Here is a 25,917-nt window from a genome sequence, read left to right as displayed (position 1 = left end):
CTCGGATCAGCCATAAACCTCTTCCAGCACCGAGCGATCCCACAGGTCTGCCGTAACCTTCCGCCCCAACAAGCCCAGGGTTTCGATGTTTTCAGCAACGGTGTCTTGCGTGAACCAACCGAACCCATGTTCGGCCGTCAGGTCCGAGAACATGAGCGGCACCTGCCGGGCGGCTTGAAGTTTCTGTGCCTCAGGATCAAGACCGGCATCGGGAAACATTTCCACGGCAAGTGCAGCTGCTGCATCCGTATCTTTGTAATAGTCGTTCCACCCCATCACCTCGCCTTTCAGCAACGAGACCAGCGTGTCGCGTCTTTCGGTCAATGACTCTTCGGTGGCGATGTAGGTTTGCGAATGCACGGCATAGCCGTAATCCGCCATGAGCATCGTGGTGTTTTCAACGCCCTGTACGGTCATGGCGACCGGTAAATCGGTTTCCCAGCACAAAAGACAATCCACTTGCCCGCTGACCAGGGGCGCAGGGTCATATTGCGTAGGAACGATTTCAATTTGATTTATGTCTATGCCGTTCAAAGTGCACAGCGCTTGCAGAACCGGTGTGTTGGCCACCGCCATGCCGATCTTTTTCCCGATCAGATCAGCAGGTTCATTCACCGGATTGCCGCTCAATGACGCGATTGCAAACGGGTTCTTTTGCATCGCAACCGCTATTATTTTGAAAGGGGCACCCTGCTCTACCGCGGCGGCTGTGTAGTCGGCGGCTGAAATTCCAACCAAAGCTGTTCCCGAAACCACTGGCGGTTCGACCGGCGCGTTTGGTCCGCCTTGTGCAAGTGAGACATCCAAACCCAGATCGGACCAATACCCGTTCTTCATCGCGATGTAGCTGCCGCCGAACTGAACAGAATGCAACCACGACAACTGAAAGGTCACCGGCTGCAGATTGGCCGCGAGCGCGGGCAAAGCGGTCGCAGAGGCAGCAAATCCTGCCGCACTGGTTTGCAGGAAAAATCGACGTGTCAGATGTACAGGTTTGATCATGGTGAACTTGCCTTCCCTTTTGATAAATGAGATCCGGTAATTCTTGGCCAAAGCACAACAAAAACAGCAGGCAGCGTAGCAACCAAAACAACGGCACCGTAGGTGATGCTGGATGCAAGGCCTTCACTGGAGGTTAGACCGATGATCGGGAAAAGAGCGGCAGCCGCCCCCTCTCTCCAACCCCAGCCACCGATGGATAGCGGTATGATCATGGCACACAATATCAACGGAATGACAGTTACCAAGCTCTCTATGGGTATTTCGGCCCCAACTGCGCGGGCAGACGTGTAGAACCCGAAGATGAGACAGAAAGAGCTTACAACGCCCAACAAAAGAAACTCGGTTTGCGATTGTTGCTTGAGGAGGAACGAGACAAATCTGCCAACCGCTGTGTTAAAGCGCGACAAAGCGACAACGGCGATCAGGCCACATCCAAGCGTCAGGACGACCGTCCAGCTCAGCACGGTCACCTTGATCCCCAAAGGAAACATCAGCGCAGCAGAGAACCCGATGAAAAGAACGCAGATTATTGCGACCTGCCCCAACAAACGCTCGGCAAGAACAGATTGCGCTGCAAGGCGCAGGTCTGCCTGATGGCGCGTCCTGAAGGCGCGGGCAACATCCCCGGTGACCCCTCCCGGCAGCACCGAGTTCGTCAATTGTGCAATATAGTACTCGCGCAAGGCGAACGAGTAATCAAACTGGATCTGCAAGGCCCGCGCAGTCAGCTGCCATCGCAGAGCCATCGATAAGGTTGCACCTGTCACCGCAAGGAGTGAGATGCCAATCCATCCCAGATGCAATGACATCAAATGCTCTGAAACCTTGGCCGCATCGGTCCACCACAACAGCGCAAAAATGACGCCGATCGAAACAGCCAACCTGATCCAATAGCGCGTCATTTTGCCACCATGGCGGTCGAGGTCACCCCGGAAAACGCGGAAATGAAATCATCCCGGAAACTGTCCATGCGTCGGACCGGCACGTCGGCACCGGGGACAAGACCGTCCGTCCAACCCCAGTGTTCAATCCGGTCGAGGACGTGGTGTGGACCGATCATGTGAACCGCGACATCCATGTTGCCGCTGCCCGATACGAACCCGGCTGCCTGATGGTCGCCGGCCACGACAATCAATGGGGCGTCATCAGCCAATTGTGCGACGTGGGAAAAGACAGCGTTCAGGACATAGTCCACCGATCTGCGGTAGGCGTCCCGAACGGCGTCCTTGTCTTTCCACAGCACCTCCGGCTCTGGTCCGCGGGCCGCCATTTCGTTGAAAACGGTACCGCTTCCGACATCCTCCCACCGGATCAAATCGGGGATTGGCGTCCATGGGGCGTGTGATGATATCAAAGCGATCTGGATAAAGTCAGGTCGTGGGTCCGGCGGCAACAGATCACGGTAGGTGGCCAAGGTGAACTGATCAGGCATTGTTACCCATCGGAAGGGTTCACCTTCGTACCCCAGCGCATCTTGGTTGAGGATAAGGTCAAACCCCATCGCGTCGCTTTCGGGCCAATCGCGCGTGATCGCAGGCATGATTGCCGTCGTGCGATAACCGGCATCTTGGGCGATGTGAAACAGCCATTTCTTGCCGCTGTCGATCATCGCCTGATATCGGCCATTATCCGTAGTCCACAAACCAGCGCCGAGCGCCCCGTGCGCCAGCCAGCTTTGTCCACCCGCAGTTGGCGAGGTTAGCCAGCCGCTTTTCATGGCGAACCCCAGGTCGGACAAGTCGTTCTGTGCGGTGCGCAAAGTGGCCAAATGCGTCGGCGCATAAAGCGGGTTGTCGAAACTCGCGCGACCGTAACTTTCGATCCAGATCAGGATCACGTTTCGCTCGTCCAATTGGTTCAACAGCCCGCTGCGATTGGCATAGATATCTGACAAAGCCGCTTGGCGAAACTGTACCAAGTCCGCCGACGTCCTCTGCATCTGGTCCACGCGGTCAATCGCCAAACGTGTTGTCCAGGTGGTTCCCGGGGGGCTGGCTTGGAATTTCCAGAAGTTCATATGGTGCCCGGCGTCAGCCACCGCCCACACGAAACATCCCAGCGCGGCCACACCTGCGGCTTGCGTGGTCTTTCCGCTCGGGCTCAATTCCGCCCAAGAGACCAAACTCCGGAGCAACACCAGAAACCATAGAACCAGTAGAAAAGCGGCGAAAACCAACGCGACACCAACCCAGGTGACCCCGAGACTGTCCCGCGCAAATTCAAACCCGGCATTGATCAGCGATCCGTCCACGATTGGGTTGAATGGCCGATTATAGGCCATGAACATCACGTAGTCGGCCAGTTTCAAGACAGTGAGGATCACAAGCACCGACGCCACCAGATGCGTCACACCCGCGCGCCGACCCAAAAGCACCATGAACAGCAGCAGAACCGGCAACTCCAACGGCCAACGGGTGAATGCGCCCCACCCCATCGCATCAGGATGATTGGGCAGTGCGAACACAACAAAAACAACTGCCGCTCCAAGGGCCGGGATAAGGGCTTGCTTCATGTTGCGCGCCTTAAAAGCCAATTGATATCCACTGCAAATGACCAGCATAGCAGAATTGCGGCAAAAATTGATACCGGCGCTGCCAAAAACTCTGGTGTCAATGGGAACAGCAACGCAATCAGCGCGCCGATCTGTATCACGCAGATGGCTTTCCGCCGAAACGACACGGGCAGGTCAGCGCGCAATGGTGTCACGAAAAAGGATGCGGCACAGAAAAGGTATCTCATGAAGCCCAAGACGAGGATTTCAGGGCCGGTCGTGCCCGTTGCCAAAAGCCACATCGCCAAAACAGCAGCCAACAGCGCGTCAGTTTCCATATCAAATCTGGCGCCGAACTGAGATGTCAGACCTGCCCGCCTTGCCAACCAGCCATCGATCCCGTCCAGCGAAAACGCAGCGGCTCCCACCCAAAATACAAGCCAACTTGATACGGTTGCGTCAATCACCGCACCTGCAAGAAACGCAACCATTGCCGCGCGCATAAGGGTCACGACGTTGCACAACCCGAATATGTTGTGGGGATAAGAGTACCGCAAACCGCGCATCACCAGGACCACAGCGACCCCGAAAATCAACAAAGGCACCAGCGCGGACCCATTAGTCAGTAGCGCGGCGCCGACAATGCCGAGCGCGAGAAAACCACTTGAAATACTCAGGCCAACTATCGGTGGATCTACCTCAGCGGTCCTTGCGTTATTAAAAATATCACTGTCAAACATGCACTTCACCAAATTGCTTTGATAACAAACCTAGTACAACAATCAATTACGGGTACCCTCCCAAAGTCTTGTGCGCGTTGGTCCGCCCGCAAAGCGTAGCGACGCGGACAAGGTTTATAGGAGCAAGGCTTGTTTCAGGCGTATCAAGCAGCCCATCCGATCCCATTGCGCGAGGACTGTTCCATGTCGTGCAGCACATTTTTTTGATGCTCATGTTTTTTTCGGCCTTTATCCTTCGCCAATCTATATCATAGTTATTGAATATATTGTCCGGAGGGCCGCAAGCGATGAGAATTACGCAAAAACCAAAGTTTGCGCTTAGCAGAAGACCAGTTCAGCAAATCCTTTGCACCACTGCCGTCTTCGGCATATTCGCAACGGCGTCTCTGGCCGATATGGCTCGATACGACCTCGACCCCGATCACACGACGGTGTATTTCACGATTGATCATATCGGCTATGCTAAAACCCTGGGCGTTTTCACCGAGGTCACCGGCAGTTTTCTGTACGACACGGAAACTCAGCAACTCAGCGATGTTCAGGTCGCCATCCGAGCAGAATCTGTCACGACCTTCCAAGACGCGCGGGACAGCCATGTTCGCAACCGCGACTTTTTGAACGTGTCGACCTACCCCGAGATAACATTCACTGCAAATGGCGGTAATCCTACCAATACAAACTCTGGTACTGTCACCGGTGATCTGACCATTCTTGGCCAGTCCAGACCAGTGAACCTGAACGCAACGCTCAACAAAGTTGCGGAATATCCGTTCGGACACGGCCGTGAGGTGCTTGGGCTTTCGCTAAATACGTCGATTATGCGGAGTGACTTTGGAATGACCTACGGCGTTGACAACGGGCTCGTCGGTGACGAAGTCACTATCAACATCGAAACGGAAGCTATCAAAAGCGACAACTGAGACCGCATATATCGCATTTGCCCCTACGGCCACTGCGCAAATCGGAACGACCGAGGCGCTCAGGGGCGGGTGACAACAAAGTCAGGCACAATGCCTGCCCGCTCGATAGCGGGCCCTACCTCATGCCCTGCGAAAAAGCCAAAATCAGAAATAAGCGCCGACGCCACACCAGCAGCACGGGCACCCAGAATGTCCGTATGCAAGCTGTCGCCGACCATCAGGACGCGAGATTTGTCAACAGTACCGAGGCGTTGAAATGCCAGGTCAAAGATATTGCCGAAAGGTTTTCCGAAGAATTGAGGGACAACTCCAGTCCGGTCAGCCAGGCGGTGCGCAAAAAGACCGGGTTCTTTTGAAAAGCCATCTTCGCGCGGCGCAACAATATCCGGATTGCCGACCCAGACCGGGCGCGGTCGCGCAAGCAAGGCGGTTTCCAACATTGCCTGTCGCGCTTCGGTCCAGGCTGCCGACCCGACCAGCAAGAACCCATCTACGGCGTCATAGGCGTGCTGATCATCCTGTAGATAAGTCAGATTCAAACCTTCCAGATCCCGAAGACCCGCGCTTGGTGTCGCCATCAAACCCCAATGCAGCCCGCTTTGACCATTAAGTTCGCTCAGCAGCGTGGCCCGGCTGGTAATCACATCATGCGGTGCAAAATCATAACCAAGCCTTGCGTATTTTTCCATAAGGGTCGCGTGCGGAAATCCCGCAGCGTTTGACACAACTAACACGCGCTTGCCAGCAGCTTGCAGCGACTTGACGCGCTCGGGCGTTCCAGGGATCGCGGTTTCCCCGATATTGAGAACTCCGAACGCATCAAGAAGGAACACGTCGAACTCATCCGCGATATCCTCCAGCGTATCGGCGTGTCGATAGGTCACCTCAGCCGGCGCGACCTCGGGCAGCCGGTGGCGCACAGCTTCGTAAGCGTCAAAAGCGTCCTGAGTTGTGACCCCGGTCAAATGATCGCTCCTCGGACTTTTGCCGAAACCCACTCACTGATCATGACCGCGACGAGAATTACAATCAGGATCAAGCTGACCTGCGGCCACGCCAGAACATTAAGCGAGGCCGACAATTGCAAACCGATGCCACCAGCTCCAACCAGCCCCAGAACCGTGGACTCGCGGATATTGATATCCCAGCGGAACACCGCAATGCCAGCAAAGGCGGGCAGGATTTGCGGTACGATCCCATAAGCCATGACCTGCCACCGCGACGCACCTGTCGCCGTGATGGCCTCGACCTGGCTGTGATCGATTTCCTCGATAGCTTCATAAAGCAGCTTGGCGCAGAATCCGATTGACCGAATGGCGATTGCAATGACACCCGCAAAGACGCCGGGCCCGATGATTGCGATCAGCAAAAGTGCCCAGATCAACGAGTTGATCGAGCGTGTCGAAACGATGACCAACAGGGCTATGGGTCGGATAAACAACGCTGATGGCGTGGTGTTCCGCGCGGCCAGAAACGCCACGGGCACCGCCAGGATCAAGGCAATGATCGTTCCAAGCGTGGCAATGTTGAGCGTATCCCAGATCGGACGGCCCAACTGGGTGATATAATCCCATTTGGGCGGTGTCGCGCGCGTCCAGATGTCATTGGCAATGCGGGGTGCGTCCCAAACAAAGAACCAGGTCGTAGACTCTGAAATCAGCTGCCAGCAATAGACAAAGACCGCCACGCCCAACAGCCACCCGAACCAGCGAACCAGACTTTGGCCCGTAGTCCGCCTGCGCCAGATTTGCGTATCGTCGCGTTCAAGTACGGGCATTACTGGACCCTCGCTCGGATAATGCCTGAAAGGTATTCAAGCGCCATAACGATCCCGATGATCAGGATGAGGATTGCGGCAGCCGTGTCGTATTCATACCTGTCAAACGCGGTATTCAGTGTTGCGCCAATCCCGCCAGCCCCAACCAGCCCGAGGATCGCGCTTTCGCGAAAGTTGATATCTATGCGGTACATGGAAAGCCCCACGAGGCGTGGCATGACTTGCGGCTGAACCCCGTAGTTGATCCACTGCATCCAACGCGCGCCAGAAGCTTTGATCGCCTCGGCCTGAACCTTGTCCATCGCCTCGATATCTTCGGCGAGAAGCTTTGACAGAAACCCGATAGTGGCAAAGGAAAGTGTCAGGAACCCTGCCAGCGGGCCAAACCCGAAGATGGCCACCAGCAAAATGGCGACGATGATCTCTTGCAAGGCCCGGCTGATGGCAACGATGCCGCGGCACACGATGTAGACCGGCAGCGGGGCAATGTTGCGTGCCGCGCCCAATCCGATTGGGATCGAAATCAAGATACCCACAACCGAAGCAGCAACGGTCATCACGATACTCTCAAGCAGGCCGCTCCAGATATCGCCCCAGCGCGAAATGAAATCCGGGCTTGTGAAAGCCAGAACAAACGCCCAGCCCCTGTCCAACCCTTCGTAAACCCGACCCCAGTCCACATCGATGGTTAGAAACGCAGCAATCAGATAGGCGACAAAGCCCACACTCAAAGCCCAGCGGAGCCACGCATTTTTGACAAAGGCTGGTTTACGCCAGCCTTTTCCCAGCATGTCATCAAGTTCTCTGTGGCTCATTCTGCGGCCTCGACTTCTTCGTCATCGTCCACTTTTTCAATGGTCGCTTCCCAATCTTCTTCGCCGTAAATCTCGGTTAGCTTGTCCGGGGTAAGGCCTGTCGGGCGACCATCGTAAACAATTTCTCCAAACCGAAGACCCACGACACGGGGCACAAACATCTGCGCAAGGGCCACATCGTGAATATTGATAATCGCTGCCAAACCGCGCTCATGACATAGCTCGGTGATCAGCCGCATGATCTGACGGCTGGTTTTCGGGTCCAACGAGGCTGTCGGCTCGTCAACCAACAAGAGTTTCGGGTTTTGAATCAGGGCACGGCAGATACCGACCCGTTGACGCTGGCCTCCTGAAAGCTCATCTGCGCGTTTGTCGGCCATGTGCAGCAGCCCCACCCGATCCAGCAGGCGGAAAGCCTCATCAACGTCGGACTGCGGATACCGCCGCAGAAAACTGCGCCAGAAACCGACATATCCCAGCCGCCCCGACAGAACATTTTCCATCACGGTCAAACGTTCGACCAACGCATATTCCTGAAAGATCATGCCCATCTCGCGGCGCGCTTTCCGCAATGCACCTGAACCCAGCCGGGTCAGGTCCACATCGTCCAAAAGGACGCCCCCGCTTGTTGGTTCAACCAAGCGGTTGATACAGCGGATCATGGTCGATTTGCCCGCACCAGACGGCCCGATCAACGCAAGCACCTGCCCTTTTGGCACCTCAAGATCAATTGCCTTAAGCGCCTGATCCCCGGTTTTGTATGTTTTCGTCAGCTTTTGAAGACGCAGCATGTATTGCCCCTGCTTAGGGTGGAAAGCGGGCCTTTCGGGCCCGCCTTTGATAGACTTTACTCGCAGGCGTACGAGACGCCATTTGCCGCGTCAATCTTGCGGATCACGTCCCAGAACTCCTGATACGTCATTTCAAGGAACTGCCCTTCGTTCGACTTCGAGAACTCGGCTTCAAGCGTTGTGCCTTCCCATTCAAAGCTGAAGAACGCGTTGCGGATTTTCTCCTGCAACTCGGGCGTCAGGTTGTAAACGGTGCCAAAACCAGTGGTCGGGAAAGTCTGCGATTTATAGATGGTGACGACGTCATCCTCTTTGATCACATCGCGCAAGATCATCCGCGACTTGACCGAGTTCGCAATAGACGCCGCGAGGTAGTCCTTGTTTGCCACCCCGAGGATCGAGTTATCGTGCTTACCCGAATAAACTGGTTCGAAATCACGCTCGGGCAGAAGATCGAAGTCGCTCTTTAAAATAGCCGAAGGTGCTTTGAACCCGGAATTTGAGGTGGGCGACGTGAACGCCAGCTGTTTGCCCTTGATATCCTCGACCTTTTCGATCCCTGACCCAGGATAGGTGATAATCTCCATTTCATAACCGAAGTTACCGTCTTTGGACGCCATGATCGTAAACGGACGGAACCCGGCGCAGTTTACCGCCAGAGGATTGGAGCCCGTGTTGAAACCCGCTATGTGCAGACGGCCCGAACGCATCGCTTCGATCTGGGCGGCATTGTTCTGAACAGGGAAAAAGACAACTTCCTTGCCGGTTTCGGCTTCGAGATGCTCCAGAAAGTCAGACCACGCAGTCTTGTAAACGGCCGGATCTTCGACCGGAGTGTATGCAAAGATCAACGTTTCAGGGTCAATCAGTTGCGAAGGATCGGTTGGAATATCTGCGATCAGGTCGCCGTCAGCGTCGCAAAACCGCTCATCCAAGTCACCGCGCGGGCAGTCTTGTGCTGAAGCCGTCCCAGCCAACGATAACAGCGAAATTGCCGAGGCGCCGATAAGTAGTTTGATGTCAATTTTCATGTTTTCCTCCCAGGTTTGCGCGGTTTTTTTGCAGGCCGCTGTTAATCTTCCAATTCAGTGTTTGCCAGCTACGAGAATATCGACCTCGGCACTGTTGATCGTCCTGAGCAACTCGCCCTTCGGCTTTGCGTCGGTGATGATCGAATCCAACCCGGGAAAGCCCTGAACCAAGGTCAGTCCCTTGCGGCCGAATTTCCCGGACGCAATCAGAAGGTGGCGTTTCGTGGCGCGGGTCAGCATCATCCTTTTGACCGCGGCAAAGCCCCGAACAGTTTCCGAAGGGCCCTCTGTTGAAAACCCCGAGGATCCGATCATGCACCGGTCGACGTGGAAACGGGACAGGAACTCCAGCGTCTCGGTTCCGATTGTTGCGGATTCGGATGCCAGGTATTCTCCCGGGCACAACAGAACCTGAACAGCGCCCTGGCCAAGGGTCATTGCAACGGGAATGGAGTTCGTAATCACCGTACATTCAGTCCCAAGATAGGCCAGCGCACGCGCCATTTCGATGGTGGTCGAGCCGGAATCGATCATGACCGTCTCGCCATCCTGAACCAGGCCAGCCGCACAGTTGCCAATTCTTTCACGCTCTTCAACCTGCGCGCCGGTCCGTTCATCAAGACTTGGGTAATGCCCTTGCGTCGGGGCCGATGCGCCCCCATGGGCACGCGCGATCAGGCCATCACTGGACAGGGCTTCGAAATCCCTCCGCACCGTCTCGGTCGAGACATTGAAGCGTTGCGCCAATTCGTTGATGCGAACATGCGGGCGCAGCTTCAACTCCAGCAAAATTTGCTGGCGCCGGTCGGATTTTTTGACCCGGTCCTGAGGCTTTTCAGGTTTCAAAATGCGCGGTTTTGTTTCGGGCATCCCATGGCTCGACCAAATTTCTTGTTCACTTTTGTGGGCTTTCGGTCATTTTGCAATATTTTTTGTTGCATAGCCCTCATTGAATGTGAGAATTCGACAGACCGAAAACACTGTTCAGCTAAGCGAGCATGATCAGGTGGAACACATTGGGAAAGTCAACCTACCGGCGTATGCACCGGGCTCGTTCATGTCGGGTTGGTTATAAAGCGATTGGCAGAAACGAAGGACAATATGCGCCAGAATGAATGGACAGAGCAGATTGCGGCACTTCCGATGCGCTGGGACAAGAGCGGAAATCTTCGCGTTCTGATGGTCACGTCACGTGATACGGGACGGTGGGTTGTTCCGAAAGGATGGGTGGTGGACAGTAAAAAGCCCTGGCGAACCGCTGAAATCGAAGCATTGGAAGAAGCAGGTGCGGTTGGCGTTGTCTCGAAACGACCAATCAGTCATTTTTTCTATGACAAACAGTACGAAGACAAAAGTGACGTCCGCTGTCGTGTAACTGTTTTCCCCATGGTCGTTGAAAAGCTAAAGCGACGCTGGAAAGAAAAGGATGAACGTACCCGTGACTGGTTTTCGCCTGACCAAGCCGCAAAGCTGGTGGCGGAACAAGACCTGTCGCACTTTTTAAGGGATCTGTCAGACAATCAAGAAGCTCAGGCCGTCATAAAGCGACTTCGAAAAGCTGCGTAGGCAGCCGCAATCAATTCAACATTCGTTCCGCAACATCGTCGAGAAGAGTTTGCAAGTCGAACTCCTCACCTTTTTCAGCAAGACCATGGTCGCGCAAGATGAATGAAAGACCGTGAACAAAACTCCACAGTAAGAAACCACGCCGACGCACCTCTGCGGTGATTTCCGACTCACCCAGGCACTTGGCGACCTCGGTCAGTAGAATCTCAAAACTCTGCTGACCTCCTTCATCAAGGCGGGGGTCAGAAATACGATCCGTGAACCCGCCAAATTTCAACCGGAAAATACCGGGCTCATTCAGCGCGAAGGCAACATATTCCATCCCGATCGCCGTAATGCGTTCTGGTGATCCCTCGGGGATGCCCTCAAGCGCGGCAAGCATGTTTTCACGATGCCGCGCCATCCCCTCAAGCACGACCGCCACAAGCATTTCTGTCTTATCTTTAAAGTGTTTATAGGGTGCTGCCGTAGAAACACCTGCCAAGCGGCAAGCGTCTGAAACCGAAAAACTGTCCGGCCCTTTTTCTTCAACCAACTGCCGGGTTGCGTCTATTAAAGCCGCGCGAAGATCACCGTGGTGATAGGCCTTTTTGCTCGCGGTTTCAGGCCGCGTTTTTCTGTCTTTGGTCAAAAGATTTTTTGTGCTTGTCATGATCCAAGATGTCGCAGATCACGTACCTCTTGTCAAAGTAAGGCGTTCTAACATATGTTAGAGGCACTAACTTGACGAGGTTCCGATATGCCGAATCCAGACACAAGCCCGACCGAGCCAAAAAGACCGACGCTGCTGTCACGCCTTTTGCGCGGCACGGTTCGGATTGGACTGACCGTCAGTGTCATCGCCCTTGCGGCGGGGGCGGTATATCTCGGAGCGTCCGAGTTGACGCGCCGGGCAAATGCCGTACCGGCACCAGATGCCGCCGCAGTCACGCCTGTATCGGTGACTCCGATCAAGCAGGAAACATCTTTCACCGTTGACCGGGTTTTCATCGGCCAGGTCGAACCACAGCGGTCCGCCGATATCTCATTCGAACTGAATGGCCGGTTGGACAAGATTCTGGTGGATGAAGGGGAAGAGGTTGTAAAGGGTCAGTTGCTGGCAACCCTTGATATCGCATTGCTTGAGGTTGAACAGGATCGCTTGACTGCCTCGCGCGATGCCATCGCCGCCCAGCTTGCTTTTGCCGAAAAGACAGTCGAACGGAATACCAAGCTTATTGGTCAGGGCTTTACCAGTCAGGCCCGTCTTGACGAGGCCGTCGCACAACAAGATGAGTTGCTTTCCAGGATCGGAGAGCTGGACGCAGCCCTGCGCGACGTGACCGTAAGAATTCAAAAATCCAGCATCGAAGCTCCTTTTGCGGGCCGGATAACCTCACGGCATGTGGATGGGGGCGAAACGCTGCAATCAGGTGAGATGGTACTGGGCATGGTAGAAGTTCTTTCGCCCCAAGTCCGGATAGGCATACCGCTTGATGTGAATCCGTCGCTTTTGTCGAACGTTGAAATCGAAATTGCCGATGCGCGTTACCAAGCCAAGCTTGCTACGTTGCGACCAGATATCGACCCTCTTACCCGCACCCGCACGGCGTTGTTTGATCTCAAGAACGGGCTCGACGTTGCGTTCGGACAAACGGCGCGTGTCCACGTGCACGATCCAGTCGAAAGTGTCGGGACCTGGGTGCCGACCACCGCCCTGAAGGAAGGCGCCCGCGGACAGTGGACGCTGTTGGTGGCAGATGCGCAAAAAACCGTTCGCGTGGCGAGCGTTGAGGTTTTGCATGCCGAGGATGAACGCGTCTTTGTCCGGGGTGTATTTCCCGATGGCACTGTCCTGATCGACAAGGGGCCACAGCGCGTTACCGCTGGTCAGCGCGTCACCTTCGATACCACCGAGTGACGGAGATTGGCCATGGAAACGCTTACTTTTCGTCACCCCAGACTGGTCGCTTTGATCATCCTTGTATTGGTTTCCGCCGGGTTGTCGTCTTTCCTGTCGCTTGGACGTCAGGAAGATCCGACCATCACCAATCTTTTTGCCACGGTCACAACGCAATTTCCGGGCGCCGACGCTGAGCGGGTCGAAGCGCTTGTTACCGCAGAAATCGAAGAAGAGCTTCGAAAGATAGCCGAGGTCGATGAAATCCGTTCGGTGTCGCGATCCGGTGTATCGGTCGTGTCCGTAGAGCTGCTTGAAACTCTGGACGAAGCCACCATCGAACAAGTGTGGTCCGAAGCCCGTGATGCCGTTGATGATGCCAGCCAAAATTTCCCAGACGGTGTTTTGACACCGGATTTCGATGCCGAAGGTATCTCGGCCTATTCGGCGGTTATCGCTGTGTCGGCGGAGAGCAAGGACTATCCGGTCACTCTGCTTCGGCGTCACGCCGAATCCTTGGGTGACAGGTTGCGCACAATCCCAGCCACACGCGCGGTGGATTACTTTGGACAGCCCGAAGAAGAGGTTCTGGTCAGCGTTGACATGGACAAGGCCGCGGCATTGGGTTTGAGCGCGGCCGAGATTTCACAGCGGATTGCCGAAGCTGATGGCAAGGTTCAGTCGGGCCGACTGCAATCCGACGTGGATCTGACCATCAATATCAGCGGCGAGATCGAAACACTCGACCGTTTGCGCAGCATCGTTCTGCGCGAAAGTGCTGAAGGGGCCGTGGTGCAGCTTGGCGACATCGCCAGCGTTGATCGTGGCGCGCGAAACCCGCAATCTGCACTCGCCTTTGCCAATGGAATGCCCGCCGTACTGGTCGGAGTGCTGGCACAAGACGGTGTTCAGATCGACCGTTGGACCGGATTTTTGCGTCAGGAGCTTGAGGATGGCGCTGCCATGGTTCCGTTGGGAATTCAGGAGATATTGCTTTTTGATCAAAGCCAATACACGTCGGATCGCCTGACCGAGGTTGGTAAGAACATGGCAATTGGTGTGGCGCTTGTGGTCGGCGTTCTGTTTATAACGCTTGGCTTCAGGGCTGCTGCTATCGTGGCCCTTGTTCTGCCCGTCGTGTCCTTGGCGACGCTAGCGACTATGAACATGATCGGCCTACCCATTCACCAGATGTCTGTCACCGGTCTGATCGTCGCATTGGGCTTGCTCGTTGACGCGGCCATCGTGATGACAGACGAAATCCGGCGTCGTCTACAGGACGGAATGGCGCGCGTAACCGCCGTGCAGGATGCCGTGCGTCGGCTGGCTGCGCCCTTGTTGGCGTCCACCGTTACAACGGCGCTTGCCTTTATGCCGATGATCCTTCTTCCGGGGCCTGCCGGTGATTTTGTTGGTGCCATCGCAATCGCCGTGGTTCTTATGCTGGTGTGGTCGTTGGTTGTTGCCCTGACCGTGACACCGGCGGTTGCAGGTTGGCTTTTGTCAGATAAAACCGACGCAGGTGTACTGAGCCGCGGCATCAGCATCCCTCCCCTCGCCCGCGTTTTCGAAGCGTCCATCCGATTGTCGGTTGCAAATCCGGTCCGGTCCATCGCATTGGCATTGGTCCTGCCGGTGCTGGGTTTTGCCGCATTCCCAACACTTACGGCGCAGTTCTTTCCGGGCGTGGACCGCAACCAGTTCTACATCGAAGTCGACATGCCGGGTGGTACGTCAATCACAAAAACCCAGGCAACGGCAATGCAGATCGACCAGATGCTGTTGGCTGATGAGGGCGTAAGTAGCGTCTATTGGACGATCGGAGAATCCGGGCCAGCCTTTTACTACAACATCGTTGGCGACCGCTCGCGCGAGCCGGGTTTTGCGCAAGCGATGATCACGACCCATACCGCTGACGACGCGGCCCGTCTTGTCGCCGACTTGCAAACCCGTTTGGACACAGATTTCCCCGATGCGCAGATCATTGTGCGCAATCTGGTGCAAGGTCCGCCGGTTGCCGCGCCTGTTGAGGTCAAGATACAGGGACAAGACATCACCGTTCTTCGGAACCTTGGCGATGAAGTACGGTCAATTATGGCCAACCTTGATCTGGTGACTCAGGCGAGGGCCAGCGTTAACGGCGGCAATCCTCAGATCCGGTTCGAGATTGACGAGGTCAAAGCCCGGCTTCTTGGCTTGGACGTCGCCGACATCGCCGCCCAACTGGATACTGCGCTAGTCGGTGTGACAGGAGGGTCGCTGATCGAGGGGACAGAACAACTGCCTGTCCGTGTGCGTCTTGGGGATGAGGTCCGCTCGGATCTCAGCACGATTGTGAGCATGCCAATCCTGCTACCAAACGCGGCTGCTGTCTCGGCCACAGGTGCGTTTCCCGCAGTGCCGCTTTCGGAATTGGCGCAACCCGTAATTGAGCCAGCCGAAAGCGTGATAACCCGTACGGATGGAATTCGTGAAAACACGATTCAGGCGTTTATCGTTCCGGGAGTTTTGCCCGAAGAAGCCCTTCGGGACGTATTGCAGGCGCTTGACGCGTCCGGCTTCACTCTCCCCAATGGCTACACGATGACATTGGGCGGCGACAGCGATGCGCGGTCGAGTACCGTTGGCAATCTGATGGCTTCGGTCGGCCTGATCGTAACGCTTTCGATTGCAACCATCGTGCTGACCTTTAACTCTTTCCGGCTTACGGTTGTCACCTTGGTGGTCTGCGTATTGTCAGCCGGGCTGTCCATGCTGTCCCTGGCCATCATGCAATTCCCGTTTGGTATCCAAGCCATAATCGGCGTCATCGGGTCAATTGGTGTTTCGATCAACGCAGCCATCATCATCCTGACCGGATTGCAGCAAGACGCCCAGGCAAGCCGCGGCGACAGGAATGCCATGGCACGGGTAGTCACCGGATCAAGCCGCCACATCATCTCAACCACTGTGACGACATTTGGCGGATTCCTTCCCCTGATATTGGACGGCGGTGCCTTCTGGCCACCTTTTGCCGTGGCCATTGCTGGCGGAGTTTTGTTGTCGACGGTCGTGACATTCTACTTCACGCCACCGGTCTTTGCCTTGGTCTACCGCGGACGGTTCAAAAAACAGCGTCTGTCCAGCCAAAACCCCGGCGCAACGGGAAACGCCGTTGTCTCGCTTGCCGCTGAATAACGGCGGCGGCGTTCTTAACCCTGCAGAAGGACACCCAAGGGGTCACTCCGGCGTTACCAAACCGGCAAACTTGTCACGCGCGACTGAGCGGATAACTGACGCGATGCTATCAATGGTCCGCTTATGCGCAGAACGTTTGCGCCAGACCAGCCCGACAGAGCGTGTGAAACGGTCCTTTCGAAACGATAGAATTGCGACATCGCCCGTGTCAGGCGAAACCTCGGACCGCACGTATAGCGCAGGCAAGAAACAAACGCCCATGTTCAGGGCCGTCATTTGCCGTAACGCGTCCAGACTGGTGCCTTCATAGTCCTGCCGCGGGTTGGCACCCACCTCCTCGCACAAGGCGACAATCTGGTTATGCAATGCATAGCTTGATGTCAGCGCAAGAATATCCTGCCCCGCCAGATCGGCATCGCGCGCCTGCGACTTGGTGGACAACGCGTGATCCTGCGCCACGGCCAGTTTCAGAGGCTCGCGAAACAGGCGTTCAACCGCTACGTCAGCGGATCGAACCGGAAGCTGTGTCAGGATCAGATCGTGTTGACCCAAAAGAAGCTCTTCCTGCAAAACAAGCGGGGCAGCGTCACGCACAATAAGTTTGAGCGACGGATAAGACGTTCGCAGACGCCGCATGACATGAGGCAAAAAGTAAGGCCCGAGCGTCGGCGATGTCCCCAACCTTATGGTCCCGCTTACACCGGCACTGGCATCCCTGGCCAACGCGGTGAGCGCCTCAGTCTCTTCCAAAACGCGCCGCGCCTGCGCAAGAATTTCGCGCCCGCCGGGAGTCAGGATCGCCCCGCGCTGGCCACGTTCAACCAATTCGACGCCAAGTGTCGTTTCCAAACCGGCAATCTGCTGGCTTAGCGAAGGTTGGCTGATGCCAAGGCGTTCGGCCGCGCGCCGGTAGTGCTGAGCCTCGGTCAGTGCCACGAAGTAAGACAATTGCTTCAACGTCACCCCGCTTGCCATGACATCTCCTTTAAATAGGTTTTTCCGATCAATCCCACATATATGATCATCTTTTTCAAGGTTCAATTGGACCCATATTTTATCAAGGCAGCGGCAAACGCGCCCCTGATCAAAAGACCGCGTGGAAAGCTGACCCATGCACCCTCGAACACCAACAGCGAAAGGAGACTAAGATGCCCCTAACTGCCCGTGTCAAAACCTTCTCCTTAAAAACACGTCTGGCTGAACTCAACATAAAGAACCGCGAAGTGAAAAAGCTGATCGCGGATGAGCTTAAGCGGCCTTTGCCTTGCAACATATCTTTGCAACAGCTCAAACGCCGTAGGCTCAAGCTGAAGGACCAGATGTCACATTACGACGGGCTTCTGCGCACGCTGAGCGCCATGAACCCGAACCAGCCCCCACACCCGCAGAGGTAACCCATGTTTCCACAGATGTATCAAATGACAGGGCTCAAGTATTTCCACAGCACGGACCTTACGGACATGAAGCGAGCCATCCTTGACGATGGAGAAAACGGGCAAAAAAACGAACGCCCGAAAGCGAGCAAAAAGCCTGCTCAGAACCAAGACAAACGTCCGACGCTGCGCAAGACCAACGACAGCTAGACCCTGGGTCGTTTGCCCCGCGCGACCCCTCTCGTGCGGGGCTTCGCCTTTTCAGTAGAACCCAACTTCGCTGACATCAATTTTTGCGTTGTGGTCCCGGCCAAACGCGACAACGGCGATTGATTTCAGACTGCTCGCACGGGGTACAGCGCGAAGAAGCTGTCCAGATCGTTCAAATGCTTCAAAAGGAAGGCGTAATTCGCTCCAGCCTTCTTTTGCATCAAAACCTGCTTGGTAGTATTGCCATGGAAGCACGGTTCCGCTGGTGCGAAGATGCACAAAATACCGTTGGCTGTTGCCGCGCACAACAATGCGCACACCGGTTGCATCTTCTGGCGCCCCATCAGGCAAATCCATCCGGATTTGGATGAACCCACCGTTGTTTTCGGTACTCACACTGCCAGTCATGCGCGCATAAGTCGTGTCGCCCTCGGTCAGAAAAGCGACCGTCCCGGTAGAAACCCCGCCCATCACATCATCGGTAAAAAAGCGCCAGCGCGTCTCTGGCTGCGCCTTGAAATTCTCAATCATGATGTCCTCAGCGGTGACTGCGATGGGGGTAAGTAGCCAAAGGGCTACTACAAATGACCGTTTCAAAAACAGCCGCATCATTAAATCTCCCGGTCATGAGCGCTCAAATCGCTGGCCAAGTTTTTACCCGACCATTCGTGACTACAAACCTAGACCGGCGCCTGATGCCAGCAAGCCTTGACTATCTTCTAGCCAGCAACACTGAGGAAACCTAGGGTGCGCCGACGTGACACCGTTTAGAACGGTTTGATCATTGGCGACCCTGATCTCGACCTTTTCAAAAAAACGTCAACACAATCGAACGCGATTGACCCGATCCGGCCAGCTCTGTACCGATCATTACAACTTGGAATGATCGTTACAGGATATGCTATGCACCGTTACTTTGAAAGAAGCCTCCCAACGCCAAGTGTCAGGCTCGTTGTTCTTGCAGGCATGGGTGGGCTTCTGGCTATTGCCTGCCTGCGGCTTTTGACCGACAGCGCCCATCTGGCGCTGATTATGGCACCCTTCGGCGCAACCTGCGTCCTTTTGTTTGCCGCTCCGGCAAGCCCGTTTTCCCAACCCATCAATGTCGTTGGCGGCCATTTCGCGGCCAGCCTGGTTGGCCTGCTCATGCGCCTTTGGTTGCCTGACGAATGGTGGGCCCTGGCCTTTGCCGTAGGTCTTGCCATTGCCGTTATGGTTGCCTTGCGCGTGACACATCCCCCGGCAGGCGCCAACCCGCTGGTCGTTTTCGCCGCCGACCCAGGGTTCCTTTTTCTGGTATTTCCCGTTCTCTCTGGGTCAATAGTTCTTGTAATTCTGGCGAGTTTCTTTCATCGGCTGAGTGGACAGGCATATCCACAAGGGTCCGGAAAATGACACGTACCGTCGCGGAAAGAGATGACGTCATTCCTGTTCTTGCCGAAGTTTTCCGTCATCACGGATACGAAGGGGCAAGCATCGGCATCATCTCTGCCCGCACGGGACTGGGCCGCAGCAGCCTTTACCACTTTTTTCCCGGTGGAAAGAAAGAAATGGCGACCGCGGTCCTTACGCATGTCGCGCAGTGGTTTGAAACAAATGTGTTCACCATTCTGGACTCTCTGCCGCCGCCAGCCGCTATAAACAAGATGCTGGATGCGGTTACGGCCTATTTCGAAGGTGGCAACCGGATTTGCCTTGTCGGCGCCTTTGCGCTGGACGCGACGCGGGATCAGTTTACTGATGCGGTCCGGTCATATTTTAACAGATGGATTTCATCCCTTGCCGCGTGCCTTGAAAGGCTGCAGCCTACAGTTTCAGACGCCCTGTTCCAGGCCCGCAGGATTGTCGCGACAATACAAGGTGGCATCATACTGGCCCGCGCCACCGAACATCCTGAGACATTCCATTCGCTCATCGATGACTTGCGCATAAAGCCGGGGGCGAACCCTTAGCTGCGACAGCGCCCTTGGCGGGACATTTGCAAGTTGGTAAAAGACCTTGCCGCTTTGCCACACTCCCATGCCTGCTGTGAATGCCACATTTTAAAAGCTTTCTTCTCCTCCGCAAAATCGTCGCTGATGCAGTGTCAACCTAAGCTGTGACCCAATCAGCGGATTTGCGGTATATTGGCCAAAGCCTCACTGACATCGTGCAGTTTGACGGTTACTATTTTGGTGCCGCAAACCCGACCAAACAACCGAGGTTTTTATAATGGAACGCAAAGCGCAAGTTGTGCATGTCGATGACGACGCAGACATCATCTCGATTGCGCGCATGTCGCTTGAGGTCGTCGGGGGATTCGACATTGCGCAGTTCAACTCGGCCCGGGCTTTGCTGGATAACCTGACGGGGCTGGAACCGGATCTTTTTCTGCTTGATGTAATGATGCCGGAAATGGACGGGGTTGAGCTGTTGCGGGAGTTGCGGAAACTTGACCCGTACAAGGAAACACCCGCGGTTTTTATGACAGCAAAAACAGATCAGGCGTTCCAGGAAACGCTTATCGGATGGTACAAGGTCGATTGCATCACAAAACCCTTTGATCCAATCGCCCTTCCGGATCAGTTAAACGCGATATTGAATAGGTGAGCCGTTTTCTTATCGCAGTTTAGGTGGCCCCGAACAGCCTTTTGCACCTGGCACAAACGGATTGACCGTGCCGCTTGTTCTAAATGTAGTATTTGTGCAAGGTTTTTACCCTACCACCCACCACTTTTCCGGATATACTGAGCCTTAACATTTCAACCTTTGCGGGTTTGTCAACCAAGCAGCAGGGGTTATCGAATTGCTATCGGGCAAACAAAAGGACGTGGCGTTTGACGAATTTGCATCCGGCCGTGAAAGAGCCTGTAGAAGAAAACCAATCCCTCCTGCTTGTGCAACGAATGCGAGACTACTGCCACGTCGGCGTCAAACTCGTGTGGCAAAGGCAGATCATCTATGTAGCGACGCTTGGCCTTGCCGCATTTTACTATGATGCCCGGTTCGCGGGTATACTTGCGCTGTTTGTCATCTGTTCCGAGATCTTTGATTTCTGGTCCTTCAAACGGGTTCTGAAACTTGATCCGGGCGATGTTGCCTCGGCGCGCAAACGGTTGCCATTTCTCTATGCAGGCGCGCTGATCAATACTGCCATCATCGTGACGTACTCGATCGGGATTGCGGTCATTCAAGGCCCGACAACGCATTTCATGTCACTGTTCTTTCTGTTTTCCGGCGCGCTGTTTGCAGCCATGCACAGCCATCATTTGCTATCGGTTCTCATCATACGACTGGTGATTTTTACAGCCGCTTTCCTGTTCATCCCGCTGCGTGACATCGTTCTGACCGACGCGCCGATCAAATCCGAACTTTGGGCGCAGTTCTTTACCAGCCTCTTTGTCCTGACCTTTGTTCTTGACAGCTCCCGAAGCTACCTGGGGTTCTACCGCACCCAACTCGCCCAGATGACCCGCCTGAGCAAAGAGCACGAGAAATCGAAAATGGCCTATAAGGCCAAGACCGAATTCGTCTCGACGATGAGCCACGAGTTACGCACGCCGCTAACTTCGATCAAGGGATCGGTTGATTTGGCGGCTTCGGGGAAACTGGGTGCCTTGCCGGACAAGGTTGGTTTTGTCCTCGACGTGGCCCAGCGAAACTGCGAGCGGTTGTTGATGTTGATCAACGAAATCCTCGATCTTCAGAGCGTCGAGAGTGGGAAAATGAAAATCTCACGCGAGAAATCCAACCTAGTGGACGTTATCGCGGACTCTGTTGCCGAAAATCAGCCTTTTGCAGACTCCTTGGGTGTTGCCATTGAGTCGGACCCACGCCAGACACCGGTTTGGGTGAATGTCGACGAAATCCGGTTGAAACAGGTTTTTACCAACATTCTTGCAAATGCCGCAAAGTTTTCACCACCGGAAAGCACAGTTTTGGTTTCGCTTCAGGAAGGGGATGGCAAGGCCCGCATTCTGTTTCGCGACCACGGGATCGGTTTGGCAGAAGAGGATCATGAAATTGTTTTTGACCATTTTTCTCAGATCGATGCATCGGACACACGCAAGATCGGGGGCACCGGCCTGGGGATGAATATCTCGAAGCGTATCATGGAGGCTTTGGGCGGATCGATTTCCTACACCAAAAACACCGGCCCCGGCACAACATTTATCGTCGAGCTGCCGACATCCGACCCAGTTCCCGGCAGTTGCACCAAAGGATAACCCTCAGGCAGACCACATCACGGGTTTTCAAGTCAGGTCCCGGTCGCACCCCGCTCGGCCCAGATTGTTTCGAGCTGGCCCGCGATGGTCAGGGGATCAAACGGTTTGATGATAAAACCGATTACTCCGGGCAGGTCTTTGGCGCCCTGCCCGCCTGATGCAACACTACCGGTCATGAAAACCGCCGGCAGGTTCACAAATGCCGGCATCATTCTGATTTTTGACAGCAGCATGATGCCGTCCAAATCCGGCATCATCATATCCAGCAACAAAAGATCCGGGTTTACAGACCCGATACTGGCAAGCGTGTCGGCCCCGGACCGGCATTGATGAACACAGAAGCCGCCTGTTATCTCGAACCCCATTCTGGCCAAATGGAGAATATCGTCATCATCATCAACGTGCAGGATGGTTCTTAGTTCGCCCATTGATCGTCTTTCGCGTTTTCCAATTTGGCTTTTCCCGGCTTACTCTGCGCTGATTGACGCGGCACCCTCAGAAATATCAGTGTCCTGCACGTCTATGCACGGCAAACCCACAGTAAAGATACTGCCTTTGTTGGGGTTACTATGAACGTCTATGTGACCACCATGAAGCTTCACAAAACTGTTACTGATCGCCAACCCCAAACCCGTTCCTGCGTGGTTGCGGCGTGATGACTTGTCGATCTGCGTAAAACGTTCAAAAATATTGTTTTTCTGGTCTTCGGGAATCCCGGGCCCAGAATCCTGAACGGTCACATAGGCCCGGTCCGCCACTTTGGTCATGGACACAGACACGCAACCAACCTCGGTGAATTTCAGCGCGTTCGACAGCAGGTTCAAAAATACCTGCCGCAGGCGTAGATCATCCCCGTCTAACCAAACCTCGCACAAGGATACCCGCAGTTCGATTCCTTTCTCCTGCGCCTTCTGCTGCAAGTCCTCAACCAGCGATCCCAGAAGTTGCTCCAAGTTCAAGCGAGACCGATTCAGTTCCACACTGTCCTCACTGACAACGGCCCAATCCAGGACCGAGTTGATCAGGTCCTGAAGATGCTTTCCTGATCTTTCGGCCTTCCCCGAAAATGTTGCAACTTCCTCTGAGAATTTTTCCAATGCGGCCAGCGCCTTGGGATCGTCGGCAAGTTCCAAGGCCAGAGCCTTGTAGCTTGGTAGATAGTTGTTGCTTTTCAGGAATGACAAATAGCCCACGATAACCGACAGAGGCGTTCGGAATTCATGGCTGATGTTATTCAGAAAATCCGATTTTGCCTTGTTTGCCGTTTCCGCAGCTCTCTGCGCATTTTTTAGCTGAGTCACATCGACCCTGAAGCCAACAGTCTCACCACTGCGGGTCTTGGCTTCGGCCACTTTGAGCCAACGACCGTCGCTCAGGAGCTGTTCAAACGGCTCACCCGGATTCTTGTGACGCTCCATACGCTGGGCGACCCATTCCTCTTCGTTTCCAACCACCTCGGGGTGCAATCCGCGATCAACGGCAGCACGGATTATGTCCTCGAACTTGGCGCCAGGTTTCATCAGATCAGCCATCTCAGCGTAATAATTCAAATACTGGTCATTGCACATCAAAAGGCGATCGTTGGCATCATAGATGACAAACCCATCTCTTATGGATTCTATTGCTGTCATCAATTGGCGCCGCGCCTGGGATCGGTCCCGGATCAGGCGACGTGCGTAACTGACACCAAACATTCCGATTGAAGCCAGGAAAAGGATCAAGGTTCCAATGATTTGCCGACCCTGTAATGGCGCCTTCCATCCATTTGCAGGTGCCATTCCGTACTGAAGAGAAATCTCACCCAAAGAGATATCTGTCACAACCGGATCAAAACCCCATACCGAAGGGTCGCCAAAAACGTGATCCAAGCTGCCCCCCTCGGCATTCGTTTTTCGAACGGCACTGAGTGACTGCAGATTGGTGTCGTCAAGTCGAATTCCTATTTCGCTCAGAAAGGACTCGAAATCGACGACGATGGAATAGACTACATTTTCACCGATCATAGGTGCGCGACGAAAGATCAAACCACGCCCTCCTAAAATCAGATCAATAGGGCCAGAGACAACAAATTCCCCTGACGCGATTGTCCTATCGTGGCTCTCTTTCACCTCGGGGAGATCCCGGAAATCCACGCCAACTAGGACGCTGTTGTGCGCGGTAGGGTATGCATCGGTAACCACATAGTCTTGCGCACGGACAACACTGATGATGCTTGGGTTGTCCTGAATCACGATATCCGCCAGAACATTGAAGTCATCCGGGCTAAGTTGGCCGTCAAACGCTAATATGTTCACCAGTCCTTCAACGATCAGCCCGTAGCCACGCAACCTTTCGTCCGCGCGCACCCCGACCATTTCCACAAGCTGCTGCATGGAGTCCTGTTGCGCTTTGCGGGACGCAGAAACATAGGCGCGATCCAGAATGAACCAGGACGCGATCGCGATCAGAATGATTCCTGAATAAATGGCTGTCAGAATTCGCAACTGGCGCCGGGCCGAGCTTTTGTGTCCTGATGCTATGATCATCTGCCGAACATCCTGTAATTCTGACTATTTTCAGTGCGTGGCGCGCAATCCAAGAAAGATCGTTTCAGCTATTGGTCTGCGCGTTGTCCAGCAAGTCTTCCATTTCGTTCATAAGGTCTTCCAGTGACTCGGAAACTCCGTCCCGCGTCATCGTACCCGAAGTTATGGCCGTATCGATTTCACTTGCGCGCGAACCGATGTCGGGAAACCCGAAGGACGCTGCGACGCCTGCCAGTTTGTGACACTCATGCCGGATTGCATCCAATACCTCATGATTGTTTTCACCCGCCCTGAATTCGATTGCATACTGCTCAAGAGTCAGAATGCGGGTGTGCAGCCCCTCAATGAACTTTTGGCGCAACATCTGGAGTTTGCGCTCGTAGATCTGTATGTTTTCTGGCGACTGTGTCATGTGCTATACAATGGTCGTCTCACAAGAACCCGCCTTTGGATGACGCGCTTGCACTACTATCGTGCTGCGCGCTTCTTGCCCCGGTTATCGCCACATCCAGTAAATCATCCGGCGCTTTGAATGAGAGAAGGTTGCGATAAATCGGCGTCCCGATCTGGACCACCGGTCCAACTTCACCCGCGCTCTTGTACCAATCGGCCAATTCACTGAACTTGAGCTCCAACTGATCCTCGAACGCGTCTTTGTCGAACCCGCGCGCCCGCGGCAACAACACGACGTAATCGCCCTGCCCCGCGTATGACATCAGGTATTCCGCGCCGCCGAAGCTTTCGCTGATCATTTCCGCAACGTCCATCAGCGCATCCATTTGACCGCTTTGGTCCTTATTGCCGAAAACGTCCGACAGGTTCACGATATGAATGCCAAACGCGATAAAGCTGTTGATCCGCAACGACCCAAGCTTGAGGACATAGTTTTGCATCGCAAGGTAATCGATGCAATTTGGGATCTCGGACAGGCTGACCGCATCCAATGCGTCTGTTTTGCTATCGCTGGTGAAGGTCGGTTTGGATGTCTGCGTTGCCAACGCCTGAACCATCCGCATGCGGCCTTGCAGCTCACGCCGTTGCAGGGGTTTGTTCAGATAATCCGTGGCACCTTTGGCGAAAGCGCCATCAATATGCTCGAGCGACGCGCTTGAGCTGACCATGATCACGGGCGCGCGTTTGGTCAGAGGGTTTGTCGTAATCCTCTCACACAGCTCAACTCCGTTCATGCCTGGCATTTCCACATCTACCAAATAGCAATCATAGGGCGTCTGTGACGCGGAAATGCAGTCCAACGCATCTTGCCCGGAATGAACCACATCGACACTATCCAGGCCAAGCAGCGACAATTCTGCCACCATTAGCTCGGTAAAAGTTGGATCATCGTCGACAACTAGAAGTTTCATTTTCTACTCTGACCGTAGCAAGACGCCCTACCTTATAGGGGTGAGAGGTTA

The 25,917-nt window shown here is 54.7% G+C and carries 27 protein-coding genes; 10 read left to right on the top strand and 17 right to left on the bottom strand.

The window, feature by feature from the left end:
• Positions 1 to 6: 6 nt before the first annotated feature.
• Genes LCM21_RS06715 through LCM21_RS06700 form a run of 4 tightly spaced genes read right to left on the bottom strand, consistent with a single transcriptional unit; the run spans position 7 to position 4,233 of the window.
• Positions 7 to 1,002 (bottom strand): ABC transporter substrate-binding protein, encoded by a 996-nt coding sequence (locus tag LCM21_RS06715; protein ID WP_224889905.1) that lies wholly within the window; start codon positions 1,000 to 1,002, stop codon positions 7 to 9.
• Entirely contained in the window at positions 999 to 1,904 is a 906-nt protein-coding gene (locus LCM21_RS06710; protein ID WP_224889904.1) for a lysylphosphatidylglycerol synthase transmembrane domain-containing protein, read from the bottom strand. The genes LCM21_RS06715 and LCM21_RS06710 overlap by 4 nt, the downstream gene beginning before the upstream one ends.
• Positions 1,901 to 3,514, bottom strand: a complete 1,614-nt coding sequence (locus LCM21_RS06705; protein ID WP_224889903.1) for a sulfatase-like hydrolase/transferase — start codon at positions 3,512 to 3,514, stop codon at positions 1,901 to 1,903. Before LCM21_RS06705 ends, LCM21_RS06710 begins: the two co-directional genes overlap by 4 nt.
• Entirely contained in the window at positions 3,511 to 4,233 is a 723-nt protein-coding gene (locus tag LCM21_RS06700; protein ID WP_224889902.1) for a CDP-alcohol phosphatidyltransferase family protein, read from the bottom strand. The genes LCM21_RS06705 and LCM21_RS06700 overlap by 4 nt, the downstream gene beginning before the upstream one ends.
• Positions 4,234 to 4,520: 287 nt before the next feature.
• Between LCM21_RS06700 and LCM21_RS06695 the strand changes: the two genes are divergently transcribed.
• Positions 4,521 to 5,153: a YceI family protein gene (locus LCM21_RS06695; RefSeq protein ID WP_224889901.1), complete on the top strand. Its 633-nt coding sequence runs from the start codon at positions 4,521 to 4,523 to the stop codon at positions 5,151 to 5,153.
• A gap of 59 nt (positions 5,154 to 5,212) precedes the next feature.
• Here the strand turns inward: LCM21_RS06695 and LCM21_RS06690 are convergent, their stop codons facing one another.
• Genes LCM21_RS06690 through LCM21_RS06665 form a run of 6 tightly spaced genes read right to left on the bottom strand, consistent with a single transcriptional unit; the run spans position 5,213 to position 10,437 of the window.
• Complete coding sequence (locus LCM21_RS06690; protein WP_224889900.1) at positions 5,213 to 6,118, bottom strand: HAD-IIA family hydrolase; 906 nt, start codon at positions 6,116 to 6,118, stop codon at positions 5,213 to 5,215.
• The gene (gene phnE, locus LCM21_RS06685) at positions 6,115 to 6,930 is read right to left on the bottom strand and encodes a phosphonate ABC transporter, permease protein PhnE (RefSeq protein WP_224889899.1); all 816 of its coding nucleotides are present in this window, start codon (positions 6,928 to 6,930) and stop codon (positions 6,115 to 6,117) included. Before phnE (LCM21_RS06685) ends, LCM21_RS06690 begins: the two co-directional genes overlap by 4 nt.
• Positions 6,930 to 7,745, bottom strand: coding sequence for a phosphonate ABC transporter, permease protein PhnE (gene phnE / locus LCM21_RS06680; RefSeq protein ID WP_068332807.1), 816 nt, complete (start codon positions 7,743 to 7,745; stop codon positions 6,930 to 6,932). The genes phnE (LCM21_RS06685) and phnE (LCM21_RS06680) overlap by 1 nt, the downstream gene beginning before the upstream one ends.
• Positions 7,742 to 8,536, bottom strand: a complete 795-nt coding sequence (gene phnC, locus LCM21_RS06675) for a phosphonate ABC transporter ATP-binding protein (protein ID WP_224889898.1) — start codon at positions 8,534 to 8,536, stop codon at positions 7,742 to 7,744. The genes phnE (LCM21_RS06680) and phnC overlap by 4 nt, the downstream gene beginning before the upstream one ends.
• 56 nt (positions 8,537 to 8,592) lie before the next feature.
• Entirely contained in the window at positions 8,593 to 9,567 is a 975-nt protein-coding gene (gene phnD / locus LCM21_RS06670) for a phosphate/phosphite/phosphonate ABC transporter substrate-binding protein (RefSeq protein WP_224889897.1), read from the bottom strand.
• 54 nt (positions 9,568 to 9,621) lie between these two features.
• The gene (locus LCM21_RS06665) at positions 9,622 to 10,437 is read right to left on the bottom strand and encodes a DeoR/GlpR family DNA-binding transcription regulator (RefSeq protein ID WP_224889896.1); all 816 of its coding nucleotides are present in this window, start codon (positions 10,435 to 10,437) and stop codon (positions 9,622 to 9,624) included.
• Between the two features lie 231 nt (positions 10,438 to 10,668).
• Between LCM21_RS06665 and LCM21_RS06660 the strand changes: the two genes are divergently transcribed.
• Entirely contained in the window at positions 10,669 to 11,133 is a 465-nt protein-coding gene (locus LCM21_RS06660) for an NUDIX hydrolase (protein WP_319003904.1), read from the top strand.
• 10 nt (positions 11,134 to 11,143) lie between these two features.
• Here LCM21_RS06660 and LCM21_RS06655 read toward each other — a convergent pair whose 3' ends face one another.
• Positions 11,144 to 11,785, bottom strand: coding sequence for a TetR/AcrR family transcriptional regulator (locus LCM21_RS06655; RefSeq protein WP_068332801.1), 642 nt, complete (start codon positions 11,783 to 11,785; stop codon positions 11,144 to 11,146).
• Between the two features lie 87 nt (positions 11,786 to 11,872).
• On the opposite strand from LCM21_RS06655, the gene LCM21_RS06650 reads away from it, so the two are divergent.
• Positions 11,873 to 13,033: an efflux RND transporter periplasmic adaptor subunit gene (locus LCM21_RS06650; protein WP_224889895.1), complete on the top strand. Its 1,161-nt coding sequence runs from the start codon at positions 11,873 to 11,875 to the stop codon at positions 13,031 to 13,033.
• A gap of 12 nt (positions 13,034 to 13,045) precedes the next feature.
• The gene (locus LCM21_RS06645; RefSeq protein WP_224889894.1) at positions 13,046 to 16,189 is read left to right on the top strand and encodes an efflux RND transporter permease subunit; all 3,144 of its coding nucleotides are present in this window, start codon (positions 13,046 to 13,048) and stop codon (positions 16,187 to 16,189) included.
• A 42-nt stretch (positions 16,190 to 16,231) separates the two neighbouring features.
• Here the strand turns inward: LCM21_RS06645 and LCM21_RS06640 are convergent, their stop codons facing one another.
• Positions 16,232 to 17,164, bottom strand: coding sequence for a hydrogen peroxide-inducible genes activator (locus LCM21_RS06640; protein ID WP_224889893.1), 933 nt, complete (start codon positions 17,162 to 17,164; stop codon positions 16,232 to 16,234).
• A gap of 173 nt (positions 17,165 to 17,337) precedes the next feature.
• Between LCM21_RS06640 and LCM21_RS06635 the strand changes: the two genes are divergently transcribed.
• Together LCM21_RS06635 and LCM21_RS06630 are read left to right on the top strand one after the other, a co-directional pair.
• Complete coding sequence (locus LCM21_RS06635) at positions 17,338 to 17,583, top strand: YdcH family protein (RefSeq protein WP_224889892.1); 246 nt, start codon at positions 17,338 to 17,340, stop codon at positions 17,581 to 17,583.
• 3 nt (positions 17,584 to 17,586) lie between these two features.
• Positions 17,587 to 17,772: a hypothetical protein gene (locus LCM21_RS06630; protein WP_224889891.1), complete on the top strand. Its 186-nt coding sequence runs from the start codon at positions 17,587 to 17,589 to the stop codon at positions 17,770 to 17,772.
• Positions 17,773 to 17,823: 51 nt separating this feature from the next.
• On the opposite strand, the gene LCM21_RS06625 is transcribed toward LCM21_RS06630, so the two are convergent.
• Positions 17,824 to 18,384 (bottom strand): CIA30 family protein, encoded by a 561-nt coding sequence (locus LCM21_RS06625; RefSeq protein WP_224889890.1) that lies wholly within the window; start codon positions 18,382 to 18,384, stop codon positions 17,824 to 17,826.
• Positions 18,385 to 18,675: 291 nt separating this feature from the next.
• On the opposite strand from LCM21_RS06625, the gene LCM21_RS06620 reads away from it, so the two are divergent.
• From LCM21_RS06620 to LCM21_RS06605, 4 genes are all read left to right on the top strand, one after another.
• Complete coding sequence (locus tag LCM21_RS06620; RefSeq protein WP_224889889.1) at positions 18,676 to 19,167, top strand: HPP family protein; 492 nt, start codon at positions 18,676 to 18,678, stop codon at positions 19,165 to 19,167.
• Positions 19,164 to 19,724 carry a TetR/AcrR family transcriptional regulator gene (locus tag LCM21_RS06615; protein ID WP_224889888.1) on the top strand — a complete coding sequence of 187 codons (561 nt, stop codon included), beginning with the start codon at positions 19,164 to 19,166 and terminating at the stop codon, positions 19,722 to 19,724. The genes LCM21_RS06620 and LCM21_RS06615 overlap by 4 nt, the downstream gene beginning before the upstream one ends.
• A 259-nt stretch (positions 19,725 to 19,983) precedes the next feature.
• On the top strand, positions 19,984 to 20,361 hold the full coding sequence (locus tag LCM21_RS06610; protein WP_224889887.1) for a response regulator: 378 nt from the start codon (positions 19,984 to 19,986) through the stop codon (positions 20,359 to 20,361).
• Between the two features lie 227 nt (positions 20,362 to 20,588).
• Positions 20,589 to 21,977: a sensor histidine kinase gene (locus LCM21_RS06605; protein WP_224889886.1), complete on the top strand. Its 1,389-nt coding sequence runs from the start codon at positions 20,589 to 20,591 to the stop codon at positions 21,975 to 21,977.
• A gap of 32 nt (positions 21,978 to 22,009) precedes the next feature.
• Here the strand turns inward: LCM21_RS06605 and LCM21_RS06600 are convergent, their stop codons facing one another.
• The 4 genes from LCM21_RS06600 to LCM21_RS06585 form a co-directional block, all read right to left on the bottom strand.
• Positions 22,010 to 22,405 (bottom strand): response regulator, encoded by a 396-nt coding sequence (locus LCM21_RS06600; protein ID WP_224889885.1) that lies wholly within the window; start codon positions 22,403 to 22,405, stop codon positions 22,010 to 22,012.
• Between the two features lie 39 nt (positions 22,406 to 22,444).
• On the bottom strand, positions 22,445 to 24,502 hold the full coding sequence (locus LCM21_RS06595) for an ATP-binding protein (protein WP_224889884.1): 2,058 nt from the start codon (positions 24,500 to 24,502) through the stop codon (positions 22,445 to 22,447).
• A 64-nt stretch (positions 24,503 to 24,566) separates the two neighbouring features.
• The gene (locus LCM21_RS06590) at positions 24,567 to 24,914 is read right to left on the bottom strand and encodes an Hpt domain-containing protein (protein ID WP_224889883.1); all 348 of its coding nucleotides are present in this window, start codon (positions 24,912 to 24,914) and stop codon (positions 24,567 to 24,569) included.
• 19 nt (positions 24,915 to 24,933) lie between these two features.
• The gene (locus LCM21_RS06585; protein WP_224889882.1) at positions 24,934 to 25,866 is read right to left on the bottom strand and encodes a response regulator; all 933 of its coding nucleotides are present in this window, start codon (positions 25,864 to 25,866) and stop codon (positions 24,934 to 24,936) included.
• Positions 25,867 to 25,917: the final 51 nt, after the last annotated feature.

The organism is Ruegeria profundi (assembly GCF_020171505.1).
In the GTDB taxonomy this organism is placed as follows: domain Bacteria; phylum Pseudomonadota; class Alphaproteobacteria; order Rhodobacterales; family Rhodobacteraceae; genus Ruegeria; species Ruegeria profundi.
Note: the sequence above shows the minus strand (reverse complement) of the source record. Positions and strands in the feature narration are given on the sequence as shown.

What these genes read in the sequence shown, in the direction of transcription:
- LCM21_RS06715 (WP_224889905.1), bottom strand. Translation starts at nt 1,002, where the DNA reads ATGATCAAACCTGTACATCTGACACGTCGATTTTTCCTGCAAACCAGT.
- LCM21_RS06710 (WP_224889904.1), bottom strand. Translation starts at nt 1,904, where the DNA reads ATGACGCGCTATTGGATCAGGTTGGCTGTTTCGATCGGCGTCATTTTT.
- LCM21_RS06705 (WP_224889903.1), bottom strand. Translation starts at nt 3,514, where the DNA reads ATGAAGCAAGCCCTTATCCCGGCCCTTGGAGCGGCAGTTGTTTTTGTT.
- LCM21_RS06700 (WP_224889902.1), bottom strand. Translation starts at nt 4,233, where the DNA reads ATGTTTGACAGTGATATTTTTAATAACGCAAGGACCGCTGAGGTAGAT.
- LCM21_RS06695 (WP_224889901.1), top strand. Translation starts at nt 4,521, where the DNA reads ATGAGAATTACGCAAAAACCAAAGTTTGCGCTTAGCAGAAGACCAGTT.
- phnE (WP_224889899.1), bottom strand. Translation starts at nt 6,930, where the DNA reads ATGCCCGTACTTGAACGCGACGATACGCAAATCTGGCGCAGGCGGACT.
- phnE (WP_068332807.1), bottom strand. Translation starts at nt 7,745, where the DNA reads ATGAGCCACAGAGAACTTGATGACATGCTGGGAAAAGGCTGGCGTAAA.
- phnC (WP_224889898.1), bottom strand. Translation starts at nt 8,536, where the DNA reads ATGCTGCGTCTTCAAAAGCTGACGAAAACATACAAAACCGGGGATCAG.
- phnD (WP_224889897.1), bottom strand. Translation starts at nt 9,567, where the DNA reads ATGAAAATTGACATCAAACTACTTATCGGCGCCTCGGCAATTTCGCTG.
- LCM21_RS06665 (WP_224889896.1), bottom strand. Translation starts at nt 10,437, where the DNA reads ATGCCCGAAACAAAACCGCGCATTTTGAAACCTGAAAAGCCTCAGGAC.
- LCM21_RS06660 (WP_319003904.1), top strand. Translation starts at nt 10,669, where the DNA reads ATGCGCCAGAATGAATGGACAGAGCAGATTGCGGCACTTCCGATGCGC.
- LCM21_RS06655 (WP_068332801.1), bottom strand. Translation starts at nt 11,785, where the DNA reads ATGACAAGCACAAAAAATCTTTTGACCAAAGACAGAAAAACGCGGCCT.
- LCM21_RS06650 (WP_224889895.1), top strand. Translation starts at nt 11,873, where the DNA reads ATGCCGAATCCAGACACAAGCCCGACCGAGCCAAAAAGACCGACGCTG.
- LCM21_RS06645 (WP_224889894.1), top strand. Translation starts at nt 13,046, where the DNA reads ATGGAAACGCTTACTTTTCGTCACCCCAGACTGGTCGCTTTGATCATC.
- LCM21_RS06640 (WP_224889893.1), bottom strand. Translation starts at nt 17,164, where the DNA reads ATGGCAAGCGGGGTGACGTTGAAGCAATTGTCTTACTTCGTGGCACTG.
- LCM21_RS06635 (WP_224889892.1), top strand. Translation starts at nt 17,338, where the DNA reads ATGCCCCTAACTGCCCGTGTCAAAACCTTCTCCTTAAAAACACGTCTG.
- LCM21_RS06630 (WP_224889891.1), top strand. Translation starts at nt 17,587, where the DNA reads ATGTTTCCACAGATGTATCAAATGACAGGGCTCAAGTATTTCCACAGC.
- LCM21_RS06625 (WP_224889890.1), bottom strand. Translation starts at nt 18,384, where the DNA reads ATGATGCGGCTGTTTTTGAAACGGTCATTTGTAGTAGCCCTTTGGCTA.
- LCM21_RS06620 (WP_224889889.1), top strand. Translation starts at nt 18,676, where the DNA reads ATGCACCGTTACTTTGAAAGAAGCCTCCCAACGCCAAGTGTCAGGCTC.
- LCM21_RS06615 (WP_224889888.1), top strand. Translation starts at nt 19,164, where the DNA reads ATGACACGTACCGTCGCGGAAAGAGATGACGTCATTCCTGTTCTTGCC.
- LCM21_RS06610 (WP_224889887.1), top strand. Translation starts at nt 19,984, where the DNA reads ATGGAACGCAAAGCGCAAGTTGTGCATGTCGATGACGACGCAGACATC.
- LCM21_RS06600 (WP_224889885.1), bottom strand. Translation starts at nt 22,405, where the DNA reads ATGGGCGAACTAAGAACCATCCTGCACGTTGATGATGATGACGATATT.
- LCM21_RS06595 (WP_224889884.1), bottom strand. Translation starts at nt 24,502, where the DNA reads ATGATCATAGCATCAGGACACAAAAGCTCGGCCCGGCGCCAGTTGCGA.
- LCM21_RS06590 (WP_224889883.1), bottom strand. Translation starts at nt 24,914, where the DNA reads ATGACACAGTCGCCAGAAAACATACAGATCTACGAGCGCAAACTCCAG.
- LCM21_RS06585 (WP_224889882.1), bottom strand. Translation starts at nt 25,866, where the DNA reads ATGAAACTTCTAGTTGTCGACGATGATCCAACTTTTACCGAGCTAATG.